Origin of the sequence: Xenophilus azovorans DSM 13620 (assembly GCF_000745855.1) — a bacterium.
Lineage (GTDB): Bacteria > Pseudomonadota > Gammaproteobacteria > Burkholderiales > Burkholderiaceae_C > Xenophilus > Xenophilus azovorans.
Genome location: NZ_JQKD01000048.1, coordinates 1 through 21,261, shown reverse-complemented (window position 1 = coordinate 21,261; position 21,261 = coordinate 1). Strand labels below are relative to the sequence as shown.

23 protein-coding genes are annotated in these 21,261 nt (G+C 67.8%); 12 read left to right on the top strand and 11 right to left on the bottom strand.

Features of this window, described 5'->3' with window-relative positions:
* The first annotated feature begins 52 nt into the window (after positions 1 to 52).
* The 7 genes from Q392_RS21345 (at position 53) to Q392_RS21315 (ending at position 6,443) form a co-directional block, all read left to right on the top strand.
* Positions 53 to 913 (top strand): branched-chain amino acid ABC transporter permease, encoded by an 861-nt coding sequence (locus tag Q392_RS21345; RefSeq protein WP_038212019.1) that lies wholly within the window; start codon positions 53 to 55, stop codon positions 911 to 913.
* Positions 910 to 1,878 carry a branched-chain amino acid ABC transporter permease gene (locus Q392_RS21340; RefSeq protein WP_038212016.1) on the top strand — a complete coding sequence of 323 codons (969 nt, stop codon included), beginning with the start codon at positions 910 to 912 and terminating at the stop codon, positions 1,876 to 1,878. The genes Q392_RS21345 and Q392_RS21340 overlap by 4 nt, the downstream gene beginning before the upstream one ends.
* Positions 1,875 to 2,648 (top strand): ABC transporter ATP-binding protein, encoded by a 774-nt coding sequence (locus Q392_RS21335; RefSeq protein ID WP_038212012.1) that lies wholly within the window; start codon positions 1,875 to 1,877, stop codon positions 2,646 to 2,648. The genes Q392_RS21340 and Q392_RS21335 overlap by 4 nt, the downstream gene beginning before the upstream one ends.
* Entirely contained in the window at positions 2,641 to 3,351 is a 711-nt protein-coding gene (locus tag Q392_RS21330) for an ABC transporter ATP-binding protein (protein WP_038212003.1), read from the top strand. The genes Q392_RS21335 and Q392_RS21330 overlap by 8 nt, the downstream gene beginning before the upstream one ends.
* A gap of 7 nt (positions 3,352 to 3,358) precedes the next feature.
* Positions 3,359 to 4,078: a type 1 glutamine amidotransferase gene (locus Q392_RS21325; RefSeq protein ID WP_038212001.1), complete on the top strand. Its 720-nt coding sequence runs from the start codon at positions 3,359 to 3,361 to the stop codon at positions 4,076 to 4,078.
* A 191-nt stretch (positions 4,079 to 4,269) separates the two neighbouring features.
* On the top strand, positions 4,270 to 5,958 hold the full coding sequence (locus Q392_RS21320; RefSeq protein WP_038211999.1) for an amidohydrolase: 1,689 nt from the start codon (positions 4,270 to 4,272) through the stop codon (positions 5,956 to 5,958).
* Between the two features lie 125 nt (positions 5,959 to 6,083).
* Positions 6,084 to 6,443: a bacteriohemerythrin gene (locus Q392_RS21315; RefSeq protein WP_399681407.1), complete on the top strand. Its 360-nt coding sequence runs from the start codon at positions 6,084 to 6,086 to the stop codon at positions 6,441 to 6,443.
* Between the two features lie 12 nt (positions 6,444 to 6,455).
* Here the strand turns inward: Q392_RS21315 and Q392_RS21310 are convergent, their stop codons facing one another.
* Genes Q392_RS21310 through Q392_RS21300 form a run of 3 tightly spaced genes read right to left on the bottom strand, consistent with a single transcriptional unit; the run spans position 6,456 to position 8,726 of the window.
* Positions 6,456 to 7,175, bottom strand: a complete 720-nt coding sequence (locus Q392_RS21310; protein ID WP_051953831.1) for a nitroreductase — start codon at positions 7,173 to 7,175, stop codon at positions 6,456 to 6,458.
* Positions 7,162 to 7,734, bottom strand: a complete 573-nt coding sequence (locus tag Q392_RS21305; protein WP_038211995.1) for a 4-hydroxylaminobenzoate lyase — start codon at positions 7,732 to 7,734, stop codon at positions 7,162 to 7,164. The genes Q392_RS21310 and Q392_RS21305 overlap by 14 nt, the downstream gene beginning before the upstream one ends.
* 5 nt (positions 7,735 to 7,739) lie before the next feature.
* Positions 7,740 to 8,726, bottom strand: a complete 987-nt coding sequence (locus tag Q392_RS21300; protein ID WP_038211993.1) for a tripartite tricarboxylate transporter substrate-binding protein — start codon at positions 8,724 to 8,726, stop codon at positions 7,740 to 7,742.
* A gap of 114 nt (positions 8,727 to 8,840) precedes the next feature.
* Between Q392_RS21300 and Q392_RS21295 the strand changes: the two genes are divergently transcribed.
* Positions 8,841 to 9,827, top strand: a complete 987-nt coding sequence (locus Q392_RS21295) for a LysR family transcriptional regulator (RefSeq protein ID WP_038211992.1) — start codon at positions 8,841 to 8,843, stop codon at positions 9,825 to 9,827.
* Positions 9,828 to 9,846: 19 nt separating this feature from the next.
* Here the strand turns inward: Q392_RS21295 and Q392_RS21290 are convergent, their stop codons facing one another.
* Positions 9,847 to 10,755 carry a LysR family transcriptional regulator gene (locus Q392_RS21290; RefSeq protein ID WP_038211989.1) on the bottom strand — a complete coding sequence of 303 codons (909 nt, stop codon included), beginning with the start codon at positions 10,753 to 10,755 and terminating at the stop codon, positions 9,847 to 9,849.
* A 104-nt stretch (positions 10,756 to 10,859) separates the two neighbouring features.
* Here Q392_RS21290 and Q392_RS21285 point away from each other — a divergent pair, with 104 nt between their 5' ends.
* A complete protein-coding gene (locus tag Q392_RS21285; protein ID WP_051953830.1) occupies positions 10,860 to 11,831 on the top strand; it encodes a Bug family tripartite tricarboxylate transporter substrate binding protein in 972 nt (323 codons plus the stop codon).
* Positions 11,832 to 11,841: 10 nt separating this feature from the next.
* Positions 11,842 to 13,320 (top strand): DUF3604 domain-containing protein, encoded by a 1,479-nt coding sequence (locus tag Q392_RS21280; protein WP_051953829.1) that lies wholly within the window; start codon positions 11,842 to 11,844, stop codon positions 13,318 to 13,320.
* A 35-nt stretch (positions 13,321 to 13,355) separates the two neighbouring features.
* Here Q392_RS21280 and Q392_RS21275 read toward each other — a convergent pair whose 3' ends face one another.
* Positions 13,356 to 14,327 carry a tripartite tricarboxylate transporter substrate binding protein gene (locus tag Q392_RS21275; protein ID WP_038211986.1) on the bottom strand — a complete coding sequence of 324 codons (972 nt, stop codon included), beginning with the start codon at positions 14,325 to 14,327 and terminating at the stop codon, positions 13,356 to 13,358.
* Positions 14,328 to 15,341 (bottom strand): TauD/TfdA family dioxygenase, encoded by a 1,014-nt coding sequence (locus tag Q392_RS21270; RefSeq protein WP_084217296.1) that lies wholly within the window; start codon positions 15,339 to 15,341, stop codon positions 14,328 to 14,330.
* Between the two features lie 65 nt (positions 15,342 to 15,406).
* Here Q392_RS21270 and Q392_RS21265 point away from each other — a divergent pair, with 65 nt between their 5' ends.
* Positions 15,407 to 16,843: an aminotransferase-like domain-containing protein gene (locus Q392_RS21265; RefSeq protein ID WP_084217294.1), complete on the top strand. Its 1,437-nt coding sequence runs from the start codon at positions 15,407 to 15,409 to the stop codon at positions 16,841 to 16,843.
* Between the two features lie 57 nt (positions 16,844 to 16,900).
* On the opposite strand, the gene Q392_RS21260 is transcribed toward Q392_RS21265, so the two are convergent.
* The 5 genes from Q392_RS21260 to Q392_RS32145 form a co-directional block, all read right to left on the bottom strand.
* Entirely contained in the window at positions 16,901 to 17,872 is a 972-nt protein-coding gene (locus tag Q392_RS21260; RefSeq protein ID WP_038211982.1) for a Bug family tripartite tricarboxylate transporter substrate binding protein, read from the bottom strand.
* A gap of 68 nt (positions 17,873 to 17,940) precedes the next feature.
* Positions 17,941 to 18,492 (bottom strand): flavin reductase family protein, encoded by a 552-nt coding sequence (locus Q392_RS21255; protein ID WP_051953827.1) that lies wholly within the window; start codon positions 18,490 to 18,492, stop codon positions 17,941 to 17,943.
* Positions 18,493 to 18,587: 95 nt separating this feature from the next.
* Complete coding sequence (locus tag Q392_RS21250) at positions 18,588 to 19,577, bottom strand: LysR substrate-binding domain-containing protein (RefSeq protein ID WP_051953826.1); 990 nt, start codon at positions 19,575 to 19,577, stop codon at positions 18,588 to 18,590.
* A 36-nt stretch (positions 19,578 to 19,613) separates the two neighbouring features.
* Complete coding sequence (locus Q392_RS34225) at positions 19,614 to 19,829, bottom strand: CDGSH iron-sulfur domain-containing protein (protein ID WP_051953825.1); 216 nt, start codon at positions 19,827 to 19,829, stop codon at positions 19,614 to 19,616.
* A complete protein-coding gene (locus Q392_RS32145; protein WP_084217290.1) occupies positions 19,829 to 20,344 on the bottom strand; it encodes a cupin domain-containing protein in 516 nt (171 codons plus the stop codon). Before Q392_RS32145 ends, Q392_RS34225 begins: the two co-directional genes overlap by 1 nt.
* Before the next feature lie 656 nt (positions 20,345 to 21,000).
* Here Q392_RS32145 and Q392_RS21235 point away from each other — a divergent pair.
* On the top strand, positions 21,001 to 21,261 hold a 261-nt coding region (locus Q392_RS21235), incomplete at its 3' end, for a transposase (RefSeq protein ID WP_038212041.1).

Below are 21,261 nucleotides of genomic sequence, written 5' to 3'. Positions count from 1 at the left end.
TTCGGCACGCGGCGTTCGCCCTGAACGCCGTGCGCTTCGCATCGGGAATCCCATGGGTATCGTGATCTTCGACGGAGTGGCCTACGGCATGCTCCTGTTCCTCATCGGCGTCGGCCTGTCCATCACGATGGGCCTCATGAACTTCGTCAACCTCGCGCACGGCACGTTCGCGATGGTCGGCGGGTACGCCGCCAGCGTGCTCATGAGCCGCGCCGGCCTGGGCTTCTTCCCCGCGCTGGCAGCGGCCTTCGTGGCGGCGGCGCTGGTCGGCGCGGTGCTGGAGTTCCTGTTCTACCGGCGGCTGTACCGCGCGCACCCGCTGGACCAGGTGCTGCTGTCCATCGGCATCGTGTTCGTCTCCATCGCGGCCTTCACCTGGGCCTTCGGGCCGGGCATGCAGCCCTTCACCCTGCCCGCGGTGCTGCAGGGCCAGGTCTCGCTGGCCGGGCTGCAGGTCGGCCGCTACCGCCTGTTCATGATCGTGGCCGGCGCGCTGGTGCTCGCCGCCCTGCTGCTCGCGCTGGGCAAGACCCGCTACGGCGCGATGGTGCGCGCCGCCGTCGACAACCAGCGCGTGGCCGGCGGCACGGGCATCCACGTGCAGCGCCTGTTCTTCCTGACCTTCACGCTGGGCTGCGGCCTGGCGGGGCTGGGCGGCGCGCTGAGCCTGGGCATGCTGGGCCTGGAGCCGAGCTTTCCGCTGAAGTACCTGGTGTACTTCCTGATCGTGGTGTGCGTCGGCGGCGCCGGCACCATCACCGGCCCGTTCGTCGCGGCGCTGCTGGTGGGCATCGTCGACGTGGCCGGCAAATACTACCTGCCCGAGGCCGGCGCCTTCCTCATCTACGTCTTCATGATCGCCATGCTGCTGCTGCGGCCCCACGGCATCGTGCCCCGGAAGGGACTCTCATGACCAAGACCCTGCTGCTCTCGCCGCAACGGCTGCGCGTTGCCGAAGTCCTGTTCTGGGCCGCGCTGGCCGGCAGCTTCTTCCTGCTGCCCGACCATCTCACGCTGATGAGCCAGGTGCTGATCTTCGGGCTGTTCGCCGTCTCGCTGGACATGGCGCTGGGCTACGCGGGCATCCTGACCGTAGGCCACGCCGCCTTCTTCGGCGCCGGCGCTTACACCGCCGGCCTGCTGGCCCGGCACGGCTGGGGCGAGCCCTTCAGCGGCCTGCTGGCCGCCCTGCTGCTGTGCGCCGCGCTGGGCTACGCGCTGAGCTACCTGGTGGTGCGCGGCAGCGACCTGGCCCGGCTGATGATCACCATCGGCGTGTGCGTGCTGCTGGCCGAGCTGGTCAACCGCCTGTCGGGCATCACCGGCGGCACCGACGGCCTGCAAGGCATGCAGGTGTGGCCGGTGCTGGGCCTGTTCGAGTTCGACCTGTTCGGCAGGACCGCCTTCGGCTACGCGTTCGTGGTGGTGCTGGCGATGTTCCTGCTGGTGCGGCTGGTGCTGCGCTCGCCCTTCGGCCTGGCGCTGCGCGGCATCCACGACAGCCGCAAGCGCATGCTGGCCGTCGGTTCGCCGGTGGACGCGCGCCTGCGCATGGCCTATGCCTTCTCGGCCGCGGTGGCCGGCGTGGCCGGCGCGCTGCTGGCCCAGACCACGCAGTTCGTCGGCATCGAGTCGATCGGCTTCAACCGCTCGGCCGAAGTGCTGATCATCCTGGTGCTCGGCGGCACGGGCCGCCTGTACGGCGGCATGGTCGGCGCCATCGTCTACATGCTGGTGCACGACTGGTTCGCCGACATGAACCCGCAGTACTGGATGTTCTGGCTGGGCATCTTCCTGATCGCCGCGGTGATGCTGGGCCGCGGCGGCATCATGGGCGTGCTGTCGCGGCGCGTGCGCGTGCAGGAGTCCGGCCGATGAGCGCGCTGCAGACCCGGGGGCTGGGCATCCGCTTCGGCGCCTTCGACGCGGTGGCCGACGTGGATCTCACGCTCGAACCCGGTGCACGCCAGGCGCTGATCGGGCCGAACGGCGCGGGCAAGACCACCCTGATCAACCTGCTCACGGGCGTGTACCGCCCCAGCAGCGGCATGGTGCGCATGGGCGACCAGGACATCACGGCGCTGAGCTGCGACCAGCGCGCGCGCATGGGCCTGGTGCGCACCTTCCAGATCAACACGCTCTTTCCCAGCCTGACGCCGCTGCTGTCGGTGGTGCTGGCCATCGGCGAACGCGAGGGCCTGGGCGCCACCTGGTGGCGGCCGCTCAGGCGCTGCACGGGCCTGTTCGACGAGGCGCACGCGCTGCTGGCGCGGCTGCGCCTGGACGCGGTGGCCCACGTGCCGGTGGCCGAGCTGGCCTACGGCAAGCAGCGGTTGCTGGAGATCGCGCTCGCGCTGGCCGCGCGGCCCCGCATCCTGCTGCTGGACGAACCCGCCGCCGGCGTGCCCGAGGACGAGAGCGGCGAGCTCTTCGAGGTCATCGCCGAGCTGCCCGCCGACATCAGCGTTCTTTTCATCGAGCACGACATGAACCTGGTCTTCCGCTTCTCGCGCCGCATCTCGGTGCTGGTGTCCGGCCGCATCCTGACGGAAGGCACGCCGGCCGAGATCGGCAGCGACCCGCGCGTGCGCGAGGTCTATCTCGGCAGCAGCCACGTGGCGACACACGCGGGAGCGGCGCATGGCTGAACTGCTCGTGCTCGACCGGATCGTCGCCGGCTACGGCAACGCGGTAGTGCTGGACCGCCTGGGCTTCTCGCTCGCGCAGGGGCAGAGCCTGGCCATCCTCGGGCGCAACGGCGTCGGCAAGACCACGGTGCTGGAGACGCTGATGGGCAACACCCGCGTGATGAGCGGCGCGATCCGCTGGCGCGGGCAGGACATCACCCGCTGGCCCGCGCACCGGCGCGTGCGCGCAGGGCTGGGCTGGGTGCCGCAGGAGCGCGAGGTGTTTCCCTCCCTCACGGTGGAGGAGAACCTGAGCGTCGTGGCGCGGCCGGGGCCGTGGACTCTCGACCGGGTCTACGGCTTCTTCCCGCGCCTGCGCGAGCGCCGCGCCAACTACGGCAACCAGCTCTCCGGCGGCGAGCAGCAGATGCTGGCCATCGGCCGCGCGCTGATGACCAACCCCGTGCTGCTGCTGCTGGACGAGCCGATGGAAGGCCTGGCGCCGATCGTCGTCGAGGAGCTGGCCCGCTCGATCCGCCGCCTGTGCGAGAGCGAGGGGCTGCCCTCCATCGTCGTCGAGCAGCACCCGGTGCTGGCGCTGGAGATGACCCACCAGGCGATCGTGCTGGAGCGCGGCACCGTCGTGCACGCCGGCCCCAGCGCGGCGCTGGCCGCCGATGCCGCCCTGCTCGATCGCCTGCTGGGCGTGGGCATGCCGTCCTGAGGAAGCCATGAAGCCGATTGCAGTCTTCCAGCACACGGAGGTCGGGGCGCCCGGCAGCGTGGTCCCCATCCTGCAGGCGCTGGGCCGCGAGGTCCGGTGCATCCGGATCGTCGACGGAGAGCCCGTGCCCGAGGACGCGTCGGCGTTCTCCGGCCTGGTGTTCATGGGCGGCTACATGGGCGTCCATGACGACCTCCCCTGGATCGCGCAGGAGCTGGCGCTGATCCGCGATGCCGCGGCCCGCGGCCTGCCGCTGGCGGGCCACTGCCTCGGCAGCCAGCTGCTCGCGCAGGCCCTGGGCGGCAGCGTCGCGCGCCACCCCGTTCCCGAGATCGGCTGGCAGCCGCTGCAGACGGAAGACCACCCCGTGGCGCGGGACTGGTGGGGCGAATTCGCGGCCACCGAGGTACAGACCTTCCAGTGGCACGCCGATGCCTTCCAGCCCCCGGCCGAAGCGGTGCGCATCGCGCGAAGCCGGCATTGCGAGAGCCAGGCCTGCGTGCTGCACGACCGCCACCTGCTGCTGCAGTCCCATCTGGAGATGACGCCGGCCCTGGTCGAGGTCTCGATGGCGCGCAACGGCCACCAGCTCGTGCGCCAGCACGCCCAGGGCAACCCGGCCGTCAGCGATCCCGGCGATCTGCTGAACGACCTGGAGGCACGCACGTCGCGGATGCGGTCGGTGCTGGCGCGGCTCTATGCCCGCTGGGTGCAGGGCTGCGCGTAGCGCCGGCAGCGAAGAACGGATCACAACCAAGCATCGGCCCGGGCGGGCCGCCTCAGGGCAGGACAACCACCACACAAAGGAGCCAATCGGCCATGTCTCAATCCACCCATCGCCTGACCCACCGGTCACCACGCGCAGGACGCCGTCTTCCTTCCCGCACCCTGGCTGCGGCGCTTGCCGCCACCGCAGGGATGATCCTTGCCGGGTGCGCGCACAACGCGGCGTCCGACCCGGACGTCGCGTACGTCAACGGCAAGATCATCACGGCCGACAAGGACTTCTCCGTCGCGCAGGCCGTGGCCGTCAGGAACGGCGAGTTCGTCGCCGTCGGCAGCAGCGATGCGATCCGCCAGCTCGCCACCCCGCGCACGAAGGTCGTGGACCTGCAGGGCCGGACCGTGGTACCGGGCCTGATGGACGCCCACACCCACATGGACGGCGCCGGCACGGTGGAAACCACGGCGCAGGTGATCAAGGCGAGAACGGTGGCCGAGGCGCAGTCGATCATCGGCGACTTCATCCGCGCGAAGAACGTTCCGCCCGGCCAATGGGTGCAGACGAGCCGCTGGCACCCGCCTTCGCAACTGAAGGAGCAGCGCTACCTGACGCGCCAGGAGCTCGACGCGGTGGCGCCCGACCACCCCGTCTACGTGCAGACCGTCGGCCACTTCGCCATGGCCAACAGCAAGGCGTTGCAGCTTGCCGGGATCACCAAGACGACCAAGGACCCCGTCGGCGGGAAGATCTGGCGGGATGCCAATGGAGACGCCACGGGCGTGCTGGAGGAAACGGCGATCGATCTGGTCACCGACAAGATCCCCGCGCCGACCTTCGAGCAGCGCGTGGCCCAGAACATCGCCGGGCAGCGCGTCTACAACCGCTCGGGCATCACGAGCACCGTGGTCGCCGGACTGAACGAAGACCAGATCAAGGCCTACTTCACGGTCGCCGAGCGCGGGCAATCCACGGTTCGATCCGGTCTCTTCTGGCGTTTCCCTGTCGGGAGTGCCCAGGAATTCGAAGCCAGGCTCAAGGCCGCCCGGTTCAAGGACGGAGAAGGCAACGACTGGGCCCGGCTGGCCGGCATCAAGCTGGTCTCGGACGGCGGCATGACGCTCAAGTCCGCCTACATCCGCAGCAGCTACGCCAACGAGCCCCAGAACCACGGCATGGTGGCCGTCGATCCGGCGACCTACCAGCGCGTCGTGCGGCTGGCCAACCAGTACGGCTGGCGCGTCCACACCCACGCGGTCGGCGACGCCGCCGTCGACCTGACGCTGAAGGCCTATGCCGCCGCCGACGCGGACCGATCCATCCGGGGACGCCGCTTCAGCGTGGTGCACGGCAGCCTGATCGCGCCCGACCAGATCGACCAGGCCAAGGCGCTGGACGTGCGCGTCGACGCCCAGAACGCCTTCATGTGGGACAAGGCGGGGACGGTGGAACGCTACATGGGGCGGCTGCTCGCCAACCGGGCCGTCCCCACGCGGCGGCTGCTCGACGTGCTGGGCATGGAGCGCACGTCCGCCGGGACGGACAACGAGGTCAACCTGCTCAACCCCTTCGTCGGCATGTACCTCATGGTGACGCGCAAGGACCCGCGCGGTGTCGTCTACGGCGCCGACCAGAAGGTGTCCAGGGAGGAAGCCCTGCGGCTGTACACCAACGCCGGCCCCTACCTGACCTTCGAGGAGGACAGGAAGGGCGCCATCGCCGTCGGCCGGCTCGCCGACATGGTCGTGCTCTCGGCCGACTACCTCACCGTGCCCGACGAGCAGATCAAGGACATCGTGGCGCTGCAGACCATCGTCGGCGGCAAGGTGGTCTATGAAGCAGCCGGACGCACGGCGGCCGCCTCGAACCGCCGCCAGCCGCTCTAGGTTGCGACAATCCGGCCATGACCGACCTCAGGCACGCCCCCGATGCGCCACCCGCCGCGGACCGCCCGGCGGAGCTGGGCTTCCCGCCGATGGACCGGATCCATGCCGAGTTCGAGCAGCTCCTGATGCGCCGGCCCGCGGGCAGCGACGACGAGTGGCTGCCCCTGCTGTCGGAGATCGATGCGCACCTGCGCAGCCACTTCGAGGCGGAAGACCGCTGGATGACCGAGACGGCCTTCCCGCCGCGCGACTGCCACATGGAGGAGCATGCCGCCGTGCTCCGGTCCTCGCAGGAGGTGCTCGACCTGGCGCGGCAGGGCCGCTTCGATGCGGCGCCCTCCTTCGTCGACGCCCTGGCGCGCTGGTTTCCCGGCCACGCGGACTACCTCGATTCGGCCCTGGCGGCCTGGCTGTGCAAGCAGCGCTTCGGCGGCAAGCCGATCGTCGTGCATCGGCCGGAGCGCCGCGAGGCGCCGCGGCCGTGACGAGCGGCCCGCTCAGGCTTCGACGCGACCCGCCTCGTCGAAGCCGACCAGGCGGGTGAACGCCTCCACCGGCTGCCGGGGCATGTCCATGCGGTTCACCGGCGCATGCGCATCGCCGAAGCCCATGGCCATGCCGCAGGCCGTCACCTCCTCCGGCGCCATGCCCAGGAACGGCGCGATGACCGGATGGAAGCGCGCGAAGGACACCTGCGGGCAGGTGTCGATGCCGCGCGCCTTGGCCGCGATCATCACGCTCTGCACGAACAGGCCCAGATCGAGCCAGCTATGGCGGCCCAGGCGCGCGTCGATGGAGAAGATCAGGCCGACCGGCGCGCCGAAGAAATCGAAGTTGCGCTGCGTCTGGCGCGCACGCGCCCCGGCGTCTTCCCGGCCGATGCCCAGCGCGCCGTAGTAGCGCTGCGCGAACTCCGCCTGGCGGCGGCCCAGCGCTTCCGGCAGGGGATCGGGAAAGTGCCTGGACGGCGGCAGCTCCGCCTTGCGGAACGCCTCCACCAGCAGGCCGCCCAGCGTCTTCATCGGCGTGCCGGTCAGCACGTGGACGCGCCAGGGTTGCGTGTTGGAATTGCTCGGCGCCGCAGCCGCCGCCCGCAGGACGTCGAGCACCTGCGCCCGCGAGAGCGGCCGGCCGGTATAGGCCCGCACCGACCTGCGGGCTTTCAGGACATGGTCGACGTCTTCCCGGCGACCCGGCGGCAGTTCACGCGGCGCCATGTTCCGCAACCTCTTCCTGCGGCGCCGGGTGGTAGGCGATGCGGCCGGCCGGGAGGAAGAACAGCGCGATCACCGCGCCGCCCCTCGCCTCGGGATAGTGGTGGCTTCCGGGCGCCGGCGCCGTCCACCCGGCGTGGCACCACCCGTTGGGCCCGTTGAGCGCCGCATCGGGGCCCAGGGGCACCACCATGTTGAACTCGCCGTACGGGTGCGCGTGGTACTGGCCGCGATAGCGTCCATCCGGGTGGCCCTGGCGGTTGCCCGTGCTGTCCATGTAGACCGCCGTGATGCTGAAGTGATGCGTGCGCTCCGACGGATCCGCGATGCGGCTGCGGCGATAGACCGGCCCGTCCAGTTCGACGTTCGCGGCCCAGCCGTCCTGCACGCCCTGGGTCACCAGGCGCGCGAGCGCCCGGTACAGCCCGGAATCGGGGCCGTACTTCCGGTTCAGCCAGCGCTCCGTGTCGGTGCCGGCGGTCATGTCCTTCACTTCGTCGAGGAAGGCAATGCTGCGCTCGATCAGCGCTTCTCGATCCTGGTTGATGGGTTCGGTGTTCATCGTGGTTACTCCTCGGAACGGAAGCCGGATGCGCGCACGACCGGCCCCCAGGCGTCGCGCTCCTTGCGGATCGAACCGGCGTATTCCTGCGGCGGCAGTGTCATGGGCTCCAGGCCCACCTGGGCGAAGGATGCGCGCAGCGCGGCGTCCTTGCTGGCCTCGACCATCGACTCGTACAGGCCCCTGACGATGGCCTCGGGCGTCGCGGGCGGGGCGAAGATGCCGTAGGTCTCGCCTCCGCGGATACCCGCGAATCCCTGCTCGATGAAGGTGGGGACATCCTTCATGAAGGCGGAGCGGCGCTCGCCGGCGACGCCGAGGATCCTGATCCGGCCCTGCTGCATGTACGGCAGGAAGTCGGCCACGAACCCGAAGTAGGCGGGAATCTGTCCGCCGATGAGGTCCTGCATGGCCGGCGCCGAGCCGCGGTAGCCGACGTGCTGCAGCTTCAGGCCGGCCGCCTCCGAGAGCTGATAGCCCAGGAAGTGGGCCATCGACCCCGCCGCGGGCGACGCATAGGTGCCTTGCTCCGGCGCCCGCCGGATCCATGCCACGTAGTCCTGCAGCGTCCGCACGGATGCCGGCGCGGCGCTGCTGACCGCGAACGCGCAGGTGGCCGCCACCAGCGGCGAGACGGGCACCAGATCGGTCGCGGGGTCGTACATCAGCCGGCTGTAGACGTGCGGATAGATCGTCAGCGCCGAGGCATGCGTGCACAGCAGCGCGCTGCCGTCCGGCCGCTCGCGCTTGAGCTGGCTGTTCGCGACACGCCCGGCCGCACCGGCCCGGTTGTCGACGATGTAGGGCCGCCCCTGCTTGCGCCAGGCTTCGGCGAGCTGCCGTGCGGTCGTGTCGAGCGTGCCGCCCGCGGGATAGCCCACGAGGATCCTGCCCGTGGCTGCACCGGCCTGTGCCACGGCCGGTCCCAGCCGGGCGACGATGGGCGATGCGGCAAGGAAGCGCACCAGCGAACGGCGGGAAAGAGGAGTCATGGGGGCCTCGATGGATGTGGAACGGACGCCATGATGGAGTACGCACGAGTTGAATGGAACTGATGACTTTGCAATAGCAAAATGCACCGGATTCAACTCATTCGGAGGCCCGCGATGAGCATCGGGCGCATGGATCTCAACCTGCTGAAGGTCTTCGACGCCGTCTACGAAGACCGCAACCTGGTGCTGGCCGGGCGCCGGCTGAACCTGAGCCAGTCCGCGGTCAGCCACGCGCTGGCGCGCCTGCGGGAACTGGTCGGCGACGACCTGTTCCTGCGCACGGGCAAGGGCATGGCCCCCACCGGCCGGGCCATGGAGATGGCGCCCGTGCTCAGGGATGCGCTCCGGCGCGTCGAGGCGACCCTGGGCGTGGAGCGCTTCGTTCCGGAGCAGTCGACGCGCCGCTTCGTCATCGCGGCGAACGACCATGTCACGGCGGTCATCGTCGCCCCGCTCTCGCGCGACCTGCAGCGGGCCGCGCCCGGCGTGGACCTCGTGATTCGCCCGTCCACGCGGCTGGACCTGGCCGAACAGATCGACCTGGGCCGCATCGACCTCGCCATCGGCATCTTCTCCCAGGTGCCTGCCCGGATGAATGCGCGCACGCTGATGACCCAGGGCGAAGCCATCCTGATGCGCAAGGGGCATCCCGCGGCGCGCCGGGCGCTGACCCTGCGCGACATCGCCAGGTACCCCCTGGTGACGATCTCGGTGGGCGGCCAGGAGGAAGGCGCCGTGGACGGGTTCATCCTGGAGCGCGGCCTTGCGCGCCAGTCCGAGATGTTCGACCGCCACGCACTGCAGGAAGCGCTGGCGGACATGGGCCAGGCGCCCCGCCTGCGCATCACGGTGCCGCATTCCCTGGCCATCCCCGCGCTCCTGCAGGAGAGCGACATGCTGTCGATCGTCCCGATGTCGCTCGCCAGGGCGCTCAGGCGCAGCGCGGACCTGTTGCTGCGGCGCCCGCCCTATCCGTCCGTCACGGTGCCGACGCGTGCGGTCTGGCACCGGCGCAACGACCATGACGCCGCGCACATCTGGCTGCGCGACATGGCATTCGACGTCGCCAGAAGCGTCTCCGACGCCAACGAGCGGGACTGAATCCTCGAAGGAGCAAGGCTCACCGGATGGCCAGATCGACGGCCCGCCTCCATTGCGACAGCGCCGCCGGGTCGACCGCCGACCGCTTGCGCACGACCCAGTAGATCGACCAGCGCGTGCCCGGTGACACCAGGGGGCTGACCGTGTAGACGGAGCGATCGAGGTATTCGCACGCGTAGCGCGGCAGCACGGCAGCGCCCATGCCTTCCCTGACGAGCGAGAGCGCGGTCGAGTACAACTGCACCTCGTGGCCGACGCTCAACTGGTGGTCGCGCGCGCATTGCTCCAGCAGCAGCGAGCGCCACTGCCCGCCGTTGCGCCCGACGAGGATGAGGTCCGTTCCCTCCAGCGCCTTCCAGCGGATCCCTCTGGCAGACGCCCGCATCCTGCCCGCGAGCGGATGCTCGGCCGAACACACCGCGCACAGCGTGTCGCTGAGCAGGAGTTCGGACTTGAACTCCCCCGACAGCTTCGGCGACGCTTCGGTCGAGCCGATCACGACGTCGGCCTCGCCCGAGGCCAGGAGATCGGTGAGGAGCGTCACGGGACGGTCGATGAGTTCGATGCGCACGAGCGATGCTTCTTCGCGCAGCCGCCGCAGCGCGCCGGGAATGAAGGTCGCCGCAGAAAGCGACCCCGCGCCCACGCGGATGACGGGCAGGGCCGCATGCCTGCCCGCCCTCACCTCCTCGACCGCGCGCGCCACTTCCCGCTGCGCCCGCTGGCCGGCACGCTGAAGGTGCTCGCCCGCCTCGGTCAAGCGCACAGCGCGGCCGCGCACCACCAGCCTGGTCCCGAGTTCAGCTTCGAGCTCCCGCACCAGGATGCTGATCGCCGACTGGGTGACGAACATCCGCTCGGCGGTGCGGGTGAAGCTGGCGGTCTGGCCGATGAGTTCGAGCGCTTGCAGCTGTCGCAGGGTCGGCATAAGCAGAACTCATTCGTGGATTCCTACTTTTAATTTTACTTATTCATGCGCCGGTCACACCATATCCGGACATCACAACCCGAGCGAGTCCACGCATGAAACGCATGTCCCGAAGAGACGTCCTCCTCGCAGGCGCCGCCGCACTTCCCTGGGGCGCCCTGGCCGCCGCGCAGGAGGACTATCCGGCGAAGCCCATCCGCATCGTCGTCGGCTTTCCCGCGGGCGGCGCGCTCGACGTGGCGACCCGGGCCCTGGTGCAGTCGCTGTCGCAGGGCGCGCTGCAGACGCTCGTCGTCGACAACAAGGCCGGCGCCGCCGGGACCATCGCCCTGGCCGAGGTGGCGCGTTCCGCACCCGATGGCTACACGCTCGGCCTGGGCACCACGTCCAACCTCGTCATCGCTTCCTTCCTCTATCCCAGGCTGCCCTACAGCGCCGATGCCGATCTGGTGCCGCTGGGGGAATTCGCGCAGGGGCAGAGCCTGATCTATGCCAGCCGCGCCTCCGGCATCACGAACCTGCGGCAGGCCATCGATGCCATGCGCAGAGAGCCGGGGAAGCTCTCCTACGCGTCGCCGGGAACGGGCACCACCGCGCACCTCTCGTTCGAGATGTTCAAGGCGCGCGACAAGCTGTTCGTCGTGCATGTGCCCTACCGCGGCACACCCCAGGCCATGAATGCGGTGGCGGGCGGCGAGGTCGAACTCGGCGTGGACGCGATCGGACCGCTGCTGCCCCTCATCCAGGCCGGCCGCATCGTTCCGCTGGCGCAGAGCGGCGAGCAGCGGTCCGACTTTCTGCGCGACGTTCCCACGCTGGGAGAGCTCGGCTTCCCCGACATCGTCGGCGCGAACAGCCTGAGTCTCGTGGCGCCCGCGGCATTGCCCGATCCCGTGCGCGGGCTGATCGCGTCCGAAGTGGAGAAGGCCGTCGGGCGGCCGGACTTTCGCGACCGGATGCACAGGCTCGGCCTGTGGGCCGGGTTCCGCAGCGGCACCGCGGTCAGTGCGGGCATGAAGGTCCAGCAGGACTTCTGGGGACGCGCCGTCCGGTACTCCGGCGCGAAGAACGACTGAGACACAGGCCATGATCTATTTCGGCGACATCCACAACCACAATGCGCACGGCTACGGCAAAGGCAGCATCGAACGCAGCATCGAGATCGCCCGCGAGCACCTGGACTTCTTCGCTTTCACGGGCCATTCGAGCTGGCACGACCTCACCGCGCTCGAGAACGGCCGCGAGCGGCACTTCATCGACGGGTTCCGGCGGCTGAAGGAGACCTGGCCCCGCGTGCAGGAACGCATCGCCCAGGCCAACGAGCCCGGCCGCTTCGCATCCTTCCTCGGCTTCGAGTGGCACTCGAACATGTACGGCGACCAGTGCGTGATCTTTCCCGGAGACCATCGCCCCATCAAGTACACCTCGAGCCTGCAGGCGCTGCGCGAGTTCTGCCTCTCGGAAGGCGCGCTCATGATCCCCCACCACCTGGGGTACCCCCGGGGCCGCCGCGGCGTCAACTGGGATGTCTTCCATCCCGCCTGCACGCCGGTGGTCGAGATCTTCTCGTTCCACGGCCTGTCCGAACACGATCGCGGGCCTCATCCGATGGTGCGCGGATCGCCGGGCGGACGGCAGACCCAGAACACCGTGCGCGCCGCGCTGGACGCCGGCCTGCGATTCGGATTCGTCGCATCCACCGACAACCATGCCGGTTTTCCGGGTGCCTGGGGAGAAGGGCTTCTGGCCGTGCACGCGCCGGCGCTGTCGCGCGACGACGTGATGGACGCGCTGCGCGCGCGGCGCACCTACGCCCTCACCGGCGACCGCATCCGGCTGGATTGCACGCTCGACGGCGCGCCCATGGGATCGACGGTTCCCGGGAAGGAGGAATACCGGTTCCAGGCGGACATTGAGGCGGCCGACGAGATCGACCTGGTCGAACTGGTGGTCGACGGCGAGGTCGTCGAGCGCTTCTGGCCGCGCAAGCCGTCCGATGCCGCCGCGCTCGATGACGGAGGAGCCGTGCTGGTGCGCTACGAATGGGGCTGGGGCCCGTGGGGCGAGCTCGGGCTCGACCGCGTCACCGACTGGCAGCAGCACATCGGCATCCACGGAGGAAGGCTGCTGCGCGTCGACAAGTGCCTGGGCGGCGGGCCCTTCGACGAAGACCGGAGGCATCGCATCACCCGCGAGGACAACGGCGTCGGCATCCAGTCCCATACCTCCCGACGCAACGCCTTTGCCGACGTGGCGACGCATGCCGTCGTCATGCAGATCGAGGGGAACGCCGCGACCGAACTGACGATCGACATCCGCCAGCCGGCCGTGCTCGCCCACCGGGTGCGCATGGGCGACCTGCTGCGGGGATCGGCCAACTTTCATGCGGGGCCCTACGGCGCCGAGAGCTTCCAGTTTCACCGCGCCGTCACGCCGTCCGACTACCGCATGCACATCGACCTGGCGCTTCCCGGCCGCACGCTGGCACGCTATGCGTATCTACGGGTCCGGCAGCTCAACGGCCAGCTTGCCTGGACCAGCCCGTTCTTCATCGATCACACATGAAGCAGGACCGGCGGCAGCCTGCAGGCGCCCTCCGGTCAATCGATCCTGATATTGCCGGCACGAAACAGCTCGGTCCACTTCCGGACCTCGGCTCGGATCAGTGCATCGAACTGTGCCGGTGTCGTACTCATCGGCAGCAGACCCAATTCATCGATCCTGTTCTTGACACCCGGATCGGAGAGCGCCGTGGCGATATCGCCGCTCAACTGGTTCACGATGGACCTGGGCGTGTTCCCCGGCGCGACGATGCCGAAGAAGCTCTCGACGCTGATGCCGGGATACGTCTGCTCAGCCATCGGAATCTGCGGAAATCCAGGGTGCGGCTGAGGGCTGGCGAGCGCGATCACCTTGAGCTTGCCCGCCTTCACCATCGGGTAGTGCGCCGACAGCGCATCCACCATCAGATCGACCTGGCCCGCCAGCAGATCCACCTGGGCCGGGCTGCTCCCCTTGTAGGGGACATGCGCCAGGTGGGTGCCTTCCTTGGCGTTCAACAATTCGCCGAAGAGGTGCCCCGCGGTTCCCACACCGGCCGTCGCATACGTGGTGCGCTGGCTTCGCGCATGGTTCACCAGTTCCCGCATCGAATGGACCGGCATGTCGGCGCGCATGAATATCGCCTGATGAACCACGGCCACCTGCGAGACGGTCGCGAGGTCCTTCAACGTGTCGTATGGCAGATCGCGGCGACCCGCAGCATTGATGGCATGCGCCGAGGCGACCAGCCCGAGTGTGTAGCCGTCCGGCACCGCCTTGGCCACGGCATTGGTGCCGATGATCGTGCCCGCACCCGGCTTGTTCTCGATCACGACGGGCTGCTTCCATATCTCCTGCAGCCGCGCCCCCAGGATTCGCATCATGGCGTCGGACGCACCGCCCGGCGGGAACGGAACGACCAGATGAACCTGACGCGACGGGAATGCCGGCTGCGCGAATGACAGCGCAGCGGCGAGCAGTCCCAGGGCCAGTACGACGAATGTTCGTGAGCGCATAAGGGTGGACTCCATCTATCCGTCGTATCCGACATCGCCCTCGTCCCGCAGCCAGGTGCGGACAAGCAGGCGCCTGCGACTCGCCTCCGGCGCATCGACGAAAGCGGTGCGTCGATGGCAGATGCCGAGGTTGTCGACGAACTGAATCTGCCCGGCCTCCATGGTGAAATGAAAGCTCAGCTCCGGCTGCCGGAAGACACGTTTCAACGCGTCCAGCGCGGCTGCGCCGCGTGCGTCCATCTGCTCGCCCCGCATCGCGTAGGCGTTGTAGATAGGAAGAAGGCCGATGCGCGCCTTCAATCGATCGTCATAGGTGAAGACGGGCTCGTACAGCAAGGGCGCCTCGTCGGGCGCATGCTCCTTCTGCCGATCGACCCAGAAGGGCTCGTACAGGCGAGCCAGCAGCTCCGGCTCGGTCTCGAGAAGGCGGTTGTGCGCGCTCGAGATGCTCAGGATCGAGCTTTCCCCACCCTGCGGCGCCGGACGCACGCATAGAAGGCCGATGTAGCTGGGCTGCGTACGGTTGTAGGAATTGTCGTTGTGGAAGTTCTGCTCCATGTCGGTCTGGTCCGGCCTCACGCCGGAGCCCGGGAGCGCCTTCCTGCCGGTGTTGTGCACCTTGTAGATCCGGTCGCCTGCCTGGTTCTGCGCTACCGGCCTCGCCAGGAGCGACGCCAGCAGCCAGTAGGCCCGGACAAGTTCCTCTTCGCCGTAGCGCGCGGCCGGAAGCCGATCCAGCACGGCGAATCCGGCGCCGTCGTCCAGCATGGCCTTCACTCGGCGCATCATCACGCTGCAGGCATCGAGTCGGAATGTCTTCAGGTCCGCTTTCTCCATCGGCACGGCGGTACGGCGAAGAAGATCGAGCGCGAAGTCCAGCTCTTCCAGCGCGTCTTTCTGGATATCGACTTTCCATTCGACATCGTTCAGATGGCCAGCCGCCCAGGACCGCGAACCCACGAGAGTGGACATCAGCATGGATGGGGGCACTGGTGTAGATTTTCCTTGTTCGACAAGCATGGTTTCCATCGCTTTCCTCTTTGATTTCAGCGTCGAAATCACTCTAGCAAGCGCACCTTGTCTTCCGTTAGTCCATGCCACGCAAAGAAAACCAGTCCAATCGCTTGGCGTCTTCCATCTTCGACGCGAGCGCCCTTGGCCCGATCCATCGCAAGGACGGGCCGATCTACATGCACGTGTACCGGCGCCTGGCTCAATTGATCGATGACGGCTCGCTCATTGAAGGAGCTCGGCTGCCGCCATCGCGCTTCCTTGCCGGACAACTGGCGGTCTCGCGCTTCATCGTTTCCTATGCATACAACCTGCTGGCGGCAGATGGCTACATCACCAGCCGTGGCCGTGCCGGCACTTTCGTGCGACGTTCGCACGAGCGCCGGGCCCACCTGGGTGGAAGAGCCGATCCATCGGTTCCCAGGCCATCCGCGACCAGTGCCCCGATGTTCTCGGTCGGTCTCGCGCCTGTGGAGTTCTTTCCCCGCAAGATCTGGGTCAACCTCGTCAAGCGGCGATATGGCGGCATGTCGCCGAGCGATCTCCTGCCCCAGGACCCGCAAGGCAGCATGACGCTGCGTCGGGCGCTGGCGAACCGCCTTGCCATCACGCGTGGCATTTTCTGCACACCGGATCAGATATTCGTCACGGCCGGCATGGCGGGAGCGACGGCACTCACGGCGGCAGCGATGATTCGGAACGGAGATCGCGTCCTCGTCGAGGATCCTTCCGATCCGCGCTGCGTCCGAGCGGTGGGCGCCGCAGGCGCGGCGCTGATTCCCGTGCCCGTGGACGCCGATGGCATGCGCATCGAGGAGGGATTGGCTTCATGTCCTCTGCCACGGCTCACGATCGTGACGCCGGGCTGTCAGTATCCGATGGGTGTGAGCTTGTCCGTTCGCCGGCGAAAGATCCTGTTGGATCTGCTTCGCTCAACCGGGTCCTATGCATTCGAGCACGACATCCAGACGGACTATCGCTTCTCGGGGTCGGCGGTGCGGTCGCTGGCGAGCGAAGCCGAGGGGAACGGCGTCATCTACGCCCTGCATCTCTCCGAAATCGTGTTTCCGGCACTCCACATCAGTTGTGTCGCCGTTCCTCTGGAGCTTGTGGAGAGCTTCAGGGCCGCCTGCGCGCAACTTCCATCGATGGCAGGTCCCATTGAACAGGGCGCGCTGGCAGACCTTGTGCGCCGTGGCCACATTCTTCGCTTCTTCTCTGCCTCGCATGCGGCATGCGCGCGGCGCCGGGAAGCCTTGAGAGAAGCGTTCGCCGAACTGGGCGCGCGAACCTATGTCCCGGATGCTGGCCTGCACATGCTGGTCGCCTTGCGCAGCCTGCCGGATCGATCCGCTCTTTCAATGCTTCGGGAACAGGGGTTCGCGCCGGAGCCTCTCTCCCGATATTCCTCCTCCGGCCACTTTCCACCCGCGCTCGTCGTGGGTTTTGCTTCGGTTACCGAGGCCAATGCGCGGAATGCGGCCCGCCTGCTGGCACAGTACGTTGAACTGGCGCACTGACGCGCTCCAAGGAGTCGCGCAACCGGCTCCGGGCTGCACGCTGCCGCCCACGTCCTCTCACTTCTCGCCCACCCTGCGAACGACGGTATCCCAGTAGCCGAGATCGCGCTTCACCGCTGCACCGAATTCGGCGGAGGGCAAGCCTGTGGGCGTGAGGGCCATGCTGCGCAGCCTGGCGACGACCTCGGGCATCTTCAACACGCCGGCGATGTCGTCCGCAAGCCTGTCCACGACAGGCTCCGGCGTGCCGGCCGGCGCGAACATGCCGAACCAGCCCACCACGTCCAGCTGCGGAAACCCCATCTCCTTGAAGCTCGGCACGTCCGGCAGCAACGGCGATCGCGGGCCCGCGACGCCCAGCGCGCGCACCGTGCCGGCGGCGATGTGCGGCCCGGCGGCGGCGATGGTGGCGAAGCCGCCCGAGACCTGGCCGCCCACGATGTCGTTGAGCAGCGGGCCGTCGCCCTTCTGCGGCACGTGCACCATGTCGAGCCCGGCGGCTTCGTTGAAGGTCGCGCCCAGCAAGTGCAGCGTCTGGTTCACGCCGGCGGAGCCATAGGAGTGCTGCTTCGGCTCGCGCTTCACGAGCGCAATGAACTCCTGAAGGCTCTTCGCCGGCAGCTTCGGGTTCACGATGAAGACGGCCACCGCGTCCGTCATCTGCACCACCGGCTTGAAGTCCCTGACCGGGTCGTACGGCGCGTTGGCGGCGGCGGCGCCCACCACGTTCTGGACCATCGCGGAGTTGGTCAGCAGCAGCATGTAGCCGTCCGGCGGTGAGACCTTCACTCGCTGCGCGCCGACAAGGCCGCCCGCGCCCGCGCGGTTGTCGACCACCACCGGCTGCCCCCATTTCGCGGAGAGCTTCTCGGCGCAGATGCGGGCCACGGCGTCCAGCGAGCCGCCCGCCGGAAAGGGCACGACGATCGTGACCGGCCTGGAAGGAAAGGCAGACGCCGCCAGAACAGCAGGCGCGACGACCGCAGCGGCCAGCAGCGCAACGGCCCAGCGGACAACCAAGGAAAGCATCGTGTCGTCCTCCGACGTGGGCAGCCTATTGAACGCCGGCCCTGCAATGAGGCCGGCCGCGAGAAGATTCACGAGGAGGCTTTCGATGCCTCACGCAATTGCTCGTCGTACAACTGACGCTCGCGAAAGAACCGGTGCTGGATGCGATCGCCCAGGACATGGAAGCGGCCTCTCGAATTGACAAGCGGCGCTTCGTCGGTCCGCACGAGCTTCACGACTTCGCCCACGAAGATTGAATGATCGCCCCCGTCGTACTGGGCCCACTTCCGGCAGGCGAAGTAGCCCAGCGACTCGCTCAGAACAGGCCATTCGCCCTCCCAGCCATAGGACGGAGACAGCGCCACGCCGAGAAGACGGCCGGCGAAGTAGTCCGCGAGTTCGCCTTGCGAGGCCTTGAGCAGATTGATCGTGTAGAGATTGGCCTTCTCGATGAAGGCGTGGGTTCGGGCGGTCTTCGCCACGTTGATCGAGACGAGCTGGGGCTTGTGTGACACCGACGCGAACGAACCCGCCGTCATCCCGTGCATGCCGCCGCCTGCGCCACCGGTCGGAACCGTGATGACGGTGATTCCAGTGGTGAACGTCCGAATGGCCTTGCGAAATTCCTCAGCGTCGAGCACCGGTGTCTCCTTGATCGACCACACATGTCCTGCATGTTGGCCTCGCGTCGCGCGGCGGACAAGTCGCGTCTCTGGAACGCATGGTTTCGCGAACGCTACATCGGACGCAAGGGTGCGCCCTGGTCGATCCCTTCATGACGCTGCCCGGGGCCTTCGATCGGCGGCAGGCCGGCCGTCGAACCGTGCATGCTCTCCTGCAGATGACGCGCCAGCCCGGAGACGAACAACCTGCCGGCCAGCGTCAGCGAACGCCGCGAAGGGTACAGCGCATAGATCGTGATGGATGGCGGGGACCAGGCGGGCAGCGGCAGAACCAGCGTTCCCCTGGCCAGATCGGCCTCGCAGATCGAGCGCGGCAACCGCGCCAGCCCCAGGCCCGTGAGTGCGGCCTGATGGATGACGGCGAGGCTGGATGCGCTGAACCGGGCCGACACGTTGAAGGTGGCCGTTTCGCCGCGTGCATCCTGCACCTGCCAGCGCGATGTGAAACCGTCAGCCGACCAGCCGATGCCGGGCTCGCCTTCGAGGTCTTTCGGCCCGGCCGCCTTTCCGATCATGGCGGCAACCTCCGGTGAAGCCACCAGGCAGAAATCCGCCGTCACCAGCTTCTGATGCACCAGGTCGCAGTCCGCCAGGCCGTCCGACTGCGCCGGATGGATGCTCAGGTCGTAGTGATCGATCTTCGGATCGAATGTCCCGTTCGACGTTTCCAGGCAGAGCTTCACGTCGGGATGGGCCGTACTGAAGCTGACCGCGAATGCCGCCACCAGCCGCTCGCTGATGAGCGCGGGGCACGCGATCCTGAGCGCACCTGTCGGACGCTGCATGCGATCCTCGGCGATGGCGCTGATGGCGTCGACTTCGGCCTTGATCTTGAGGCCGCGCTCGTAGATCGCCAGGCCTGCCTCGGTGGCCGAAAACCGCCGGGAGCCGCGGCTGAGCAACTGCACGCCGAGCCGCGTCTCCAGTTCGCTGATCCGGCGGCTCAGCCGCGATTTCGGGATGCCTGAATTCCGGCTGGCACCGGAGAAACTGCCGGCCTCGATGACGGCGATGAGCAGCATCAGATCGTCGACCGTTCCCATCCTGGCTCCCCGATCACGCCACGCCGCCGTCCGGGCCTAGCTGTTCTCGTCCAACCGGGGCGCCCTGGCCTGATGAGAGAAGCGCCTGACGCGATGCGATCCGTCGCAGAACGGCTTCTTGTCCGAGAGACCGCAACGACAGATGCTGACCACGGGCGCCGGAGGGTAAGGCGCACCGGCCCCGTCGATCAGGACCGTGTCCCCGCTCAGAACGAGTGGGCCGTCGTCGATCAGGCGAGCCTTGACCTTCATCAGCGTGTCTCCGTGTAGGTTCCCGTCGCCACCTCCGCGACACGCATGCGCGGCGGATCGTAGATGGTGAGAAAGCGCAGCGGCGCCTCGCCGATGTTGCCGACGCTGTGCACGACCCCGGCAGGGATCTTGATGACTACCCCCGGCGCGGTGGCGATGCGTTCGTCGGCGATGCACACCTCGCCCTCGCCTTCCAGGAAGTAGAAGGCATGGTTGTAGTCGTCGATGTGCGTCTCCGAACCGCCGCCCTGATCGATCTGCACCAAGTCGACGCTGTAGGCGTCGGTGTACTCGGCCCCGATCAGATTGAGCTGGAACCGGAAACCCGATGTTCCTTCACGGGACGAGGAGAGCCATTGCCGTCCCTCGGGGGTGCTCGTCAGATCTCGATTCATAGCGCGGGTCTCTTCCATGTTGAGTGCCAGCGCCAGAATACCGTTCGAGCCGGTGACCGGATAGGTTGAAGATTGGAACGTCTCGTTGCGGAAATCAGGCCATCCCGCAGCGTGAGCCATGTTTCAAGGACTGCCGAATCGAATTCCAAAAAGAACAACGGGCTGCAACCTCTCGATTGCAGCCCGTTGATTTCACTAGGAAATTTTGGCGGAGTGGACGGGACGGTCCCGAATCACTCTTTGCCCAGAGGGAAGACCACTTGATCCCTGACCGCTGTTACACAGGCAGAGTACACGGTGCTTGAGCAAAGTCTACCTCTCTTGGAGCCGCGCCCGTCCGCCATAGCCCGCCCGATCACGATGTGAGTTGCCGAACACACGCTCGCGCGACAGGCTGCAACTGCGCTTGGCTGTTCGAGTCCCTCCACACGGGACATCACGCTCGTCCAGACCCTATGGCATGGGGCATGTGCTTTCAACAGCCCAAGACGATTCCCGGGAACCAAGCTGCCGCAGTTGGCACCTGGCCGACCGATCGATTGGCGACCATGCAGTTGGAGCAGTACCGCAAAGGGAAATGCGGAGTGAGGTCCTGTACGACATGTTGAGCTTGCGTCACAGAGTGAACCTCAAGCCAACCGCCAAACTTCCCAAGCTTTCCCTTGGGCTTCGCTCTCGTACCGTACGGCCGTGGCAACTTGCCGCAATCGCGTTGGTGCAGTATGAACCGCCCCGGCTTTCGCGGAGGCTCCCTCGTTTGAGAAGATGGAGCCATCATGAGGAAGTCAGTGAAGTTTTCGCCGGAAGTGCGCGAGCGTGCGGTGCGCATGGTGTTCGAGCATCAAGGAGAGCACGCGTCGCAATGGGCGGCGGTCGTATCGATCGCCGGCAAGATCGGCAGCACGCCGCAGACGCTGCTGAACTGGGTGCGTCAGCACGAGCGTGACACGGGCCAGCGCGAAGGCGCGACCACGGCCGAGGCCAAGCGCGTCAAGGAACTGGAGCGCGAAGTGCGCGAGCTTCGCCGCGCCAACGAG

Bases quoted from the DNA above. Each gene is read 5' to 3' on its own strand.
- Q392_RS21345 (WP_038212019.1), top strand. From the start codon at position 53: ATGGGTATCGTGATCTTCGACGGAGTGGCCTACGGCATGCTCCTGTTC.
- Q392_RS21340 (WP_038212016.1), top strand. From the start codon at position 910: ATGACCAAGACCCTGCTGCTCTCGCCGCAACGGCTGCGCGTTGCCGAA.
- Q392_RS21335 (WP_038212012.1), top strand. From the start codon at position 1,875: ATGAGCGCGCTGCAGACCCGGGGGCTGGGCATCCGCTTCGGCGCCTTC.
- Q392_RS21330 (WP_038212003.1), top strand. From the start codon at position 2,641: ATGGCTGAACTGCTCGTGCTCGACCGGATCGTCGCCGGCTACGGCAAC.
- Q392_RS21325 (WP_038212001.1), top strand. From the start codon at position 3,359: ATGAAGCCGATTGCAGTCTTCCAGCACACGGAGGTCGGGGCGCCCGGC.
- Q392_RS21320 (WP_038211999.1), top strand. From the start codon at position 4,270: ATGATCCTTGCCGGGTGCGCGCACAACGCGGCGTCCGACCCGGACGTC.
- Q392_RS21315 (WP_399681407.1), top strand. From the start codon at position 6,084: ATGCGCCGGCCCGCGGGCAGCGACGACGAGTGGCTGCCCCTGCTGTCG.
- Q392_RS21310 (WP_051953831.1), bottom strand. From the start codon at position 7,175: ATGGCGCCGCGTGAACTGCCGCCGGGTCGCCGGGAAGACGTCGACCAT.
- Q392_RS21305 (WP_038211995.1), bottom strand. From the start codon at position 7,734: ATGAACACCGAACCCATCAACCAGGATCGAGAAGCGCTGATCGAGCGC.
- Q392_RS21300 (WP_038211993.1), bottom strand. From the start codon at position 8,726: ATGACTCCTCTTTCCCGCCGTTCGCTGGTGCGCTTCCTTGCCGCATCG.
- Q392_RS21295 (WP_038211992.1), top strand. From the start codon at position 8,841: ATGAGCATCGGGCGCATGGATCTCAACCTGCTGAAGGTCTTCGACGCC.
- Q392_RS21290 (WP_038211989.1), bottom strand. From the start codon at position 10,755: ATGCCGACCCTGCGACAGCTGCAAGCGCTCGAACTCATCGGCCAGACC.
- Q392_RS21285 (WP_051953830.1), top strand. From the start codon at position 10,860: ATGTCCCGAAGAGACGTCCTCCTCGCAGGCGCCGCCGCACTTCCCTGG.
- Q392_RS21280 (WP_051953829.1), top strand. From the start codon at position 11,842: ATGATCTATTTCGGCGACATCCACAACCACAATGCGCACGGCTACGGC.
- Q392_RS21275 (WP_038211986.1), bottom strand. From the start codon at position 14,327: ATGGAGTCCACCCTTATGCGCTCACGAACATTCGTCGTACTGGCCCTG.
- Q392_RS21270 (WP_084217296.1), bottom strand. From the start codon at position 15,341: ATGGAAACCATGCTTGTCGAACAAGGAAAATCTACACCAGTGCCCCCA.
- Q392_RS21265 (WP_084217294.1), top strand. From the start codon at position 15,407: ATGCCACGCAAAGAAAACCAGTCCAATCGCTTGGCGTCTTCCATCTTC.
- Q392_RS21260 (WP_038211982.1), bottom strand. From the start codon at position 17,872: ATGCTTTCCTTGGTTGTCCGCTGGGCCGTTGCGCTGCTGGCCGCTGCG.
- Q392_RS21250 (WP_051953826.1), bottom strand. From the start codon at position 19,577: ATGGGAACGGTCGACGATCTGATGCTGCTCATCGCCGTCATCGAGGCC.
- Q392_RS34225 (WP_051953825.1), bottom strand. From the start codon at position 19,829: ATGAAGGTCAAGGCTCGCCTGATCGACGACGGCCCACTCGTTCTGAGC.
- Q392_RS32145 (WP_084217290.1), bottom strand. From the start codon at position 20,344: ATGGCTCACGCTGCGGGATGGCCTGATTTCCGCAACGAGACGTTCCAA.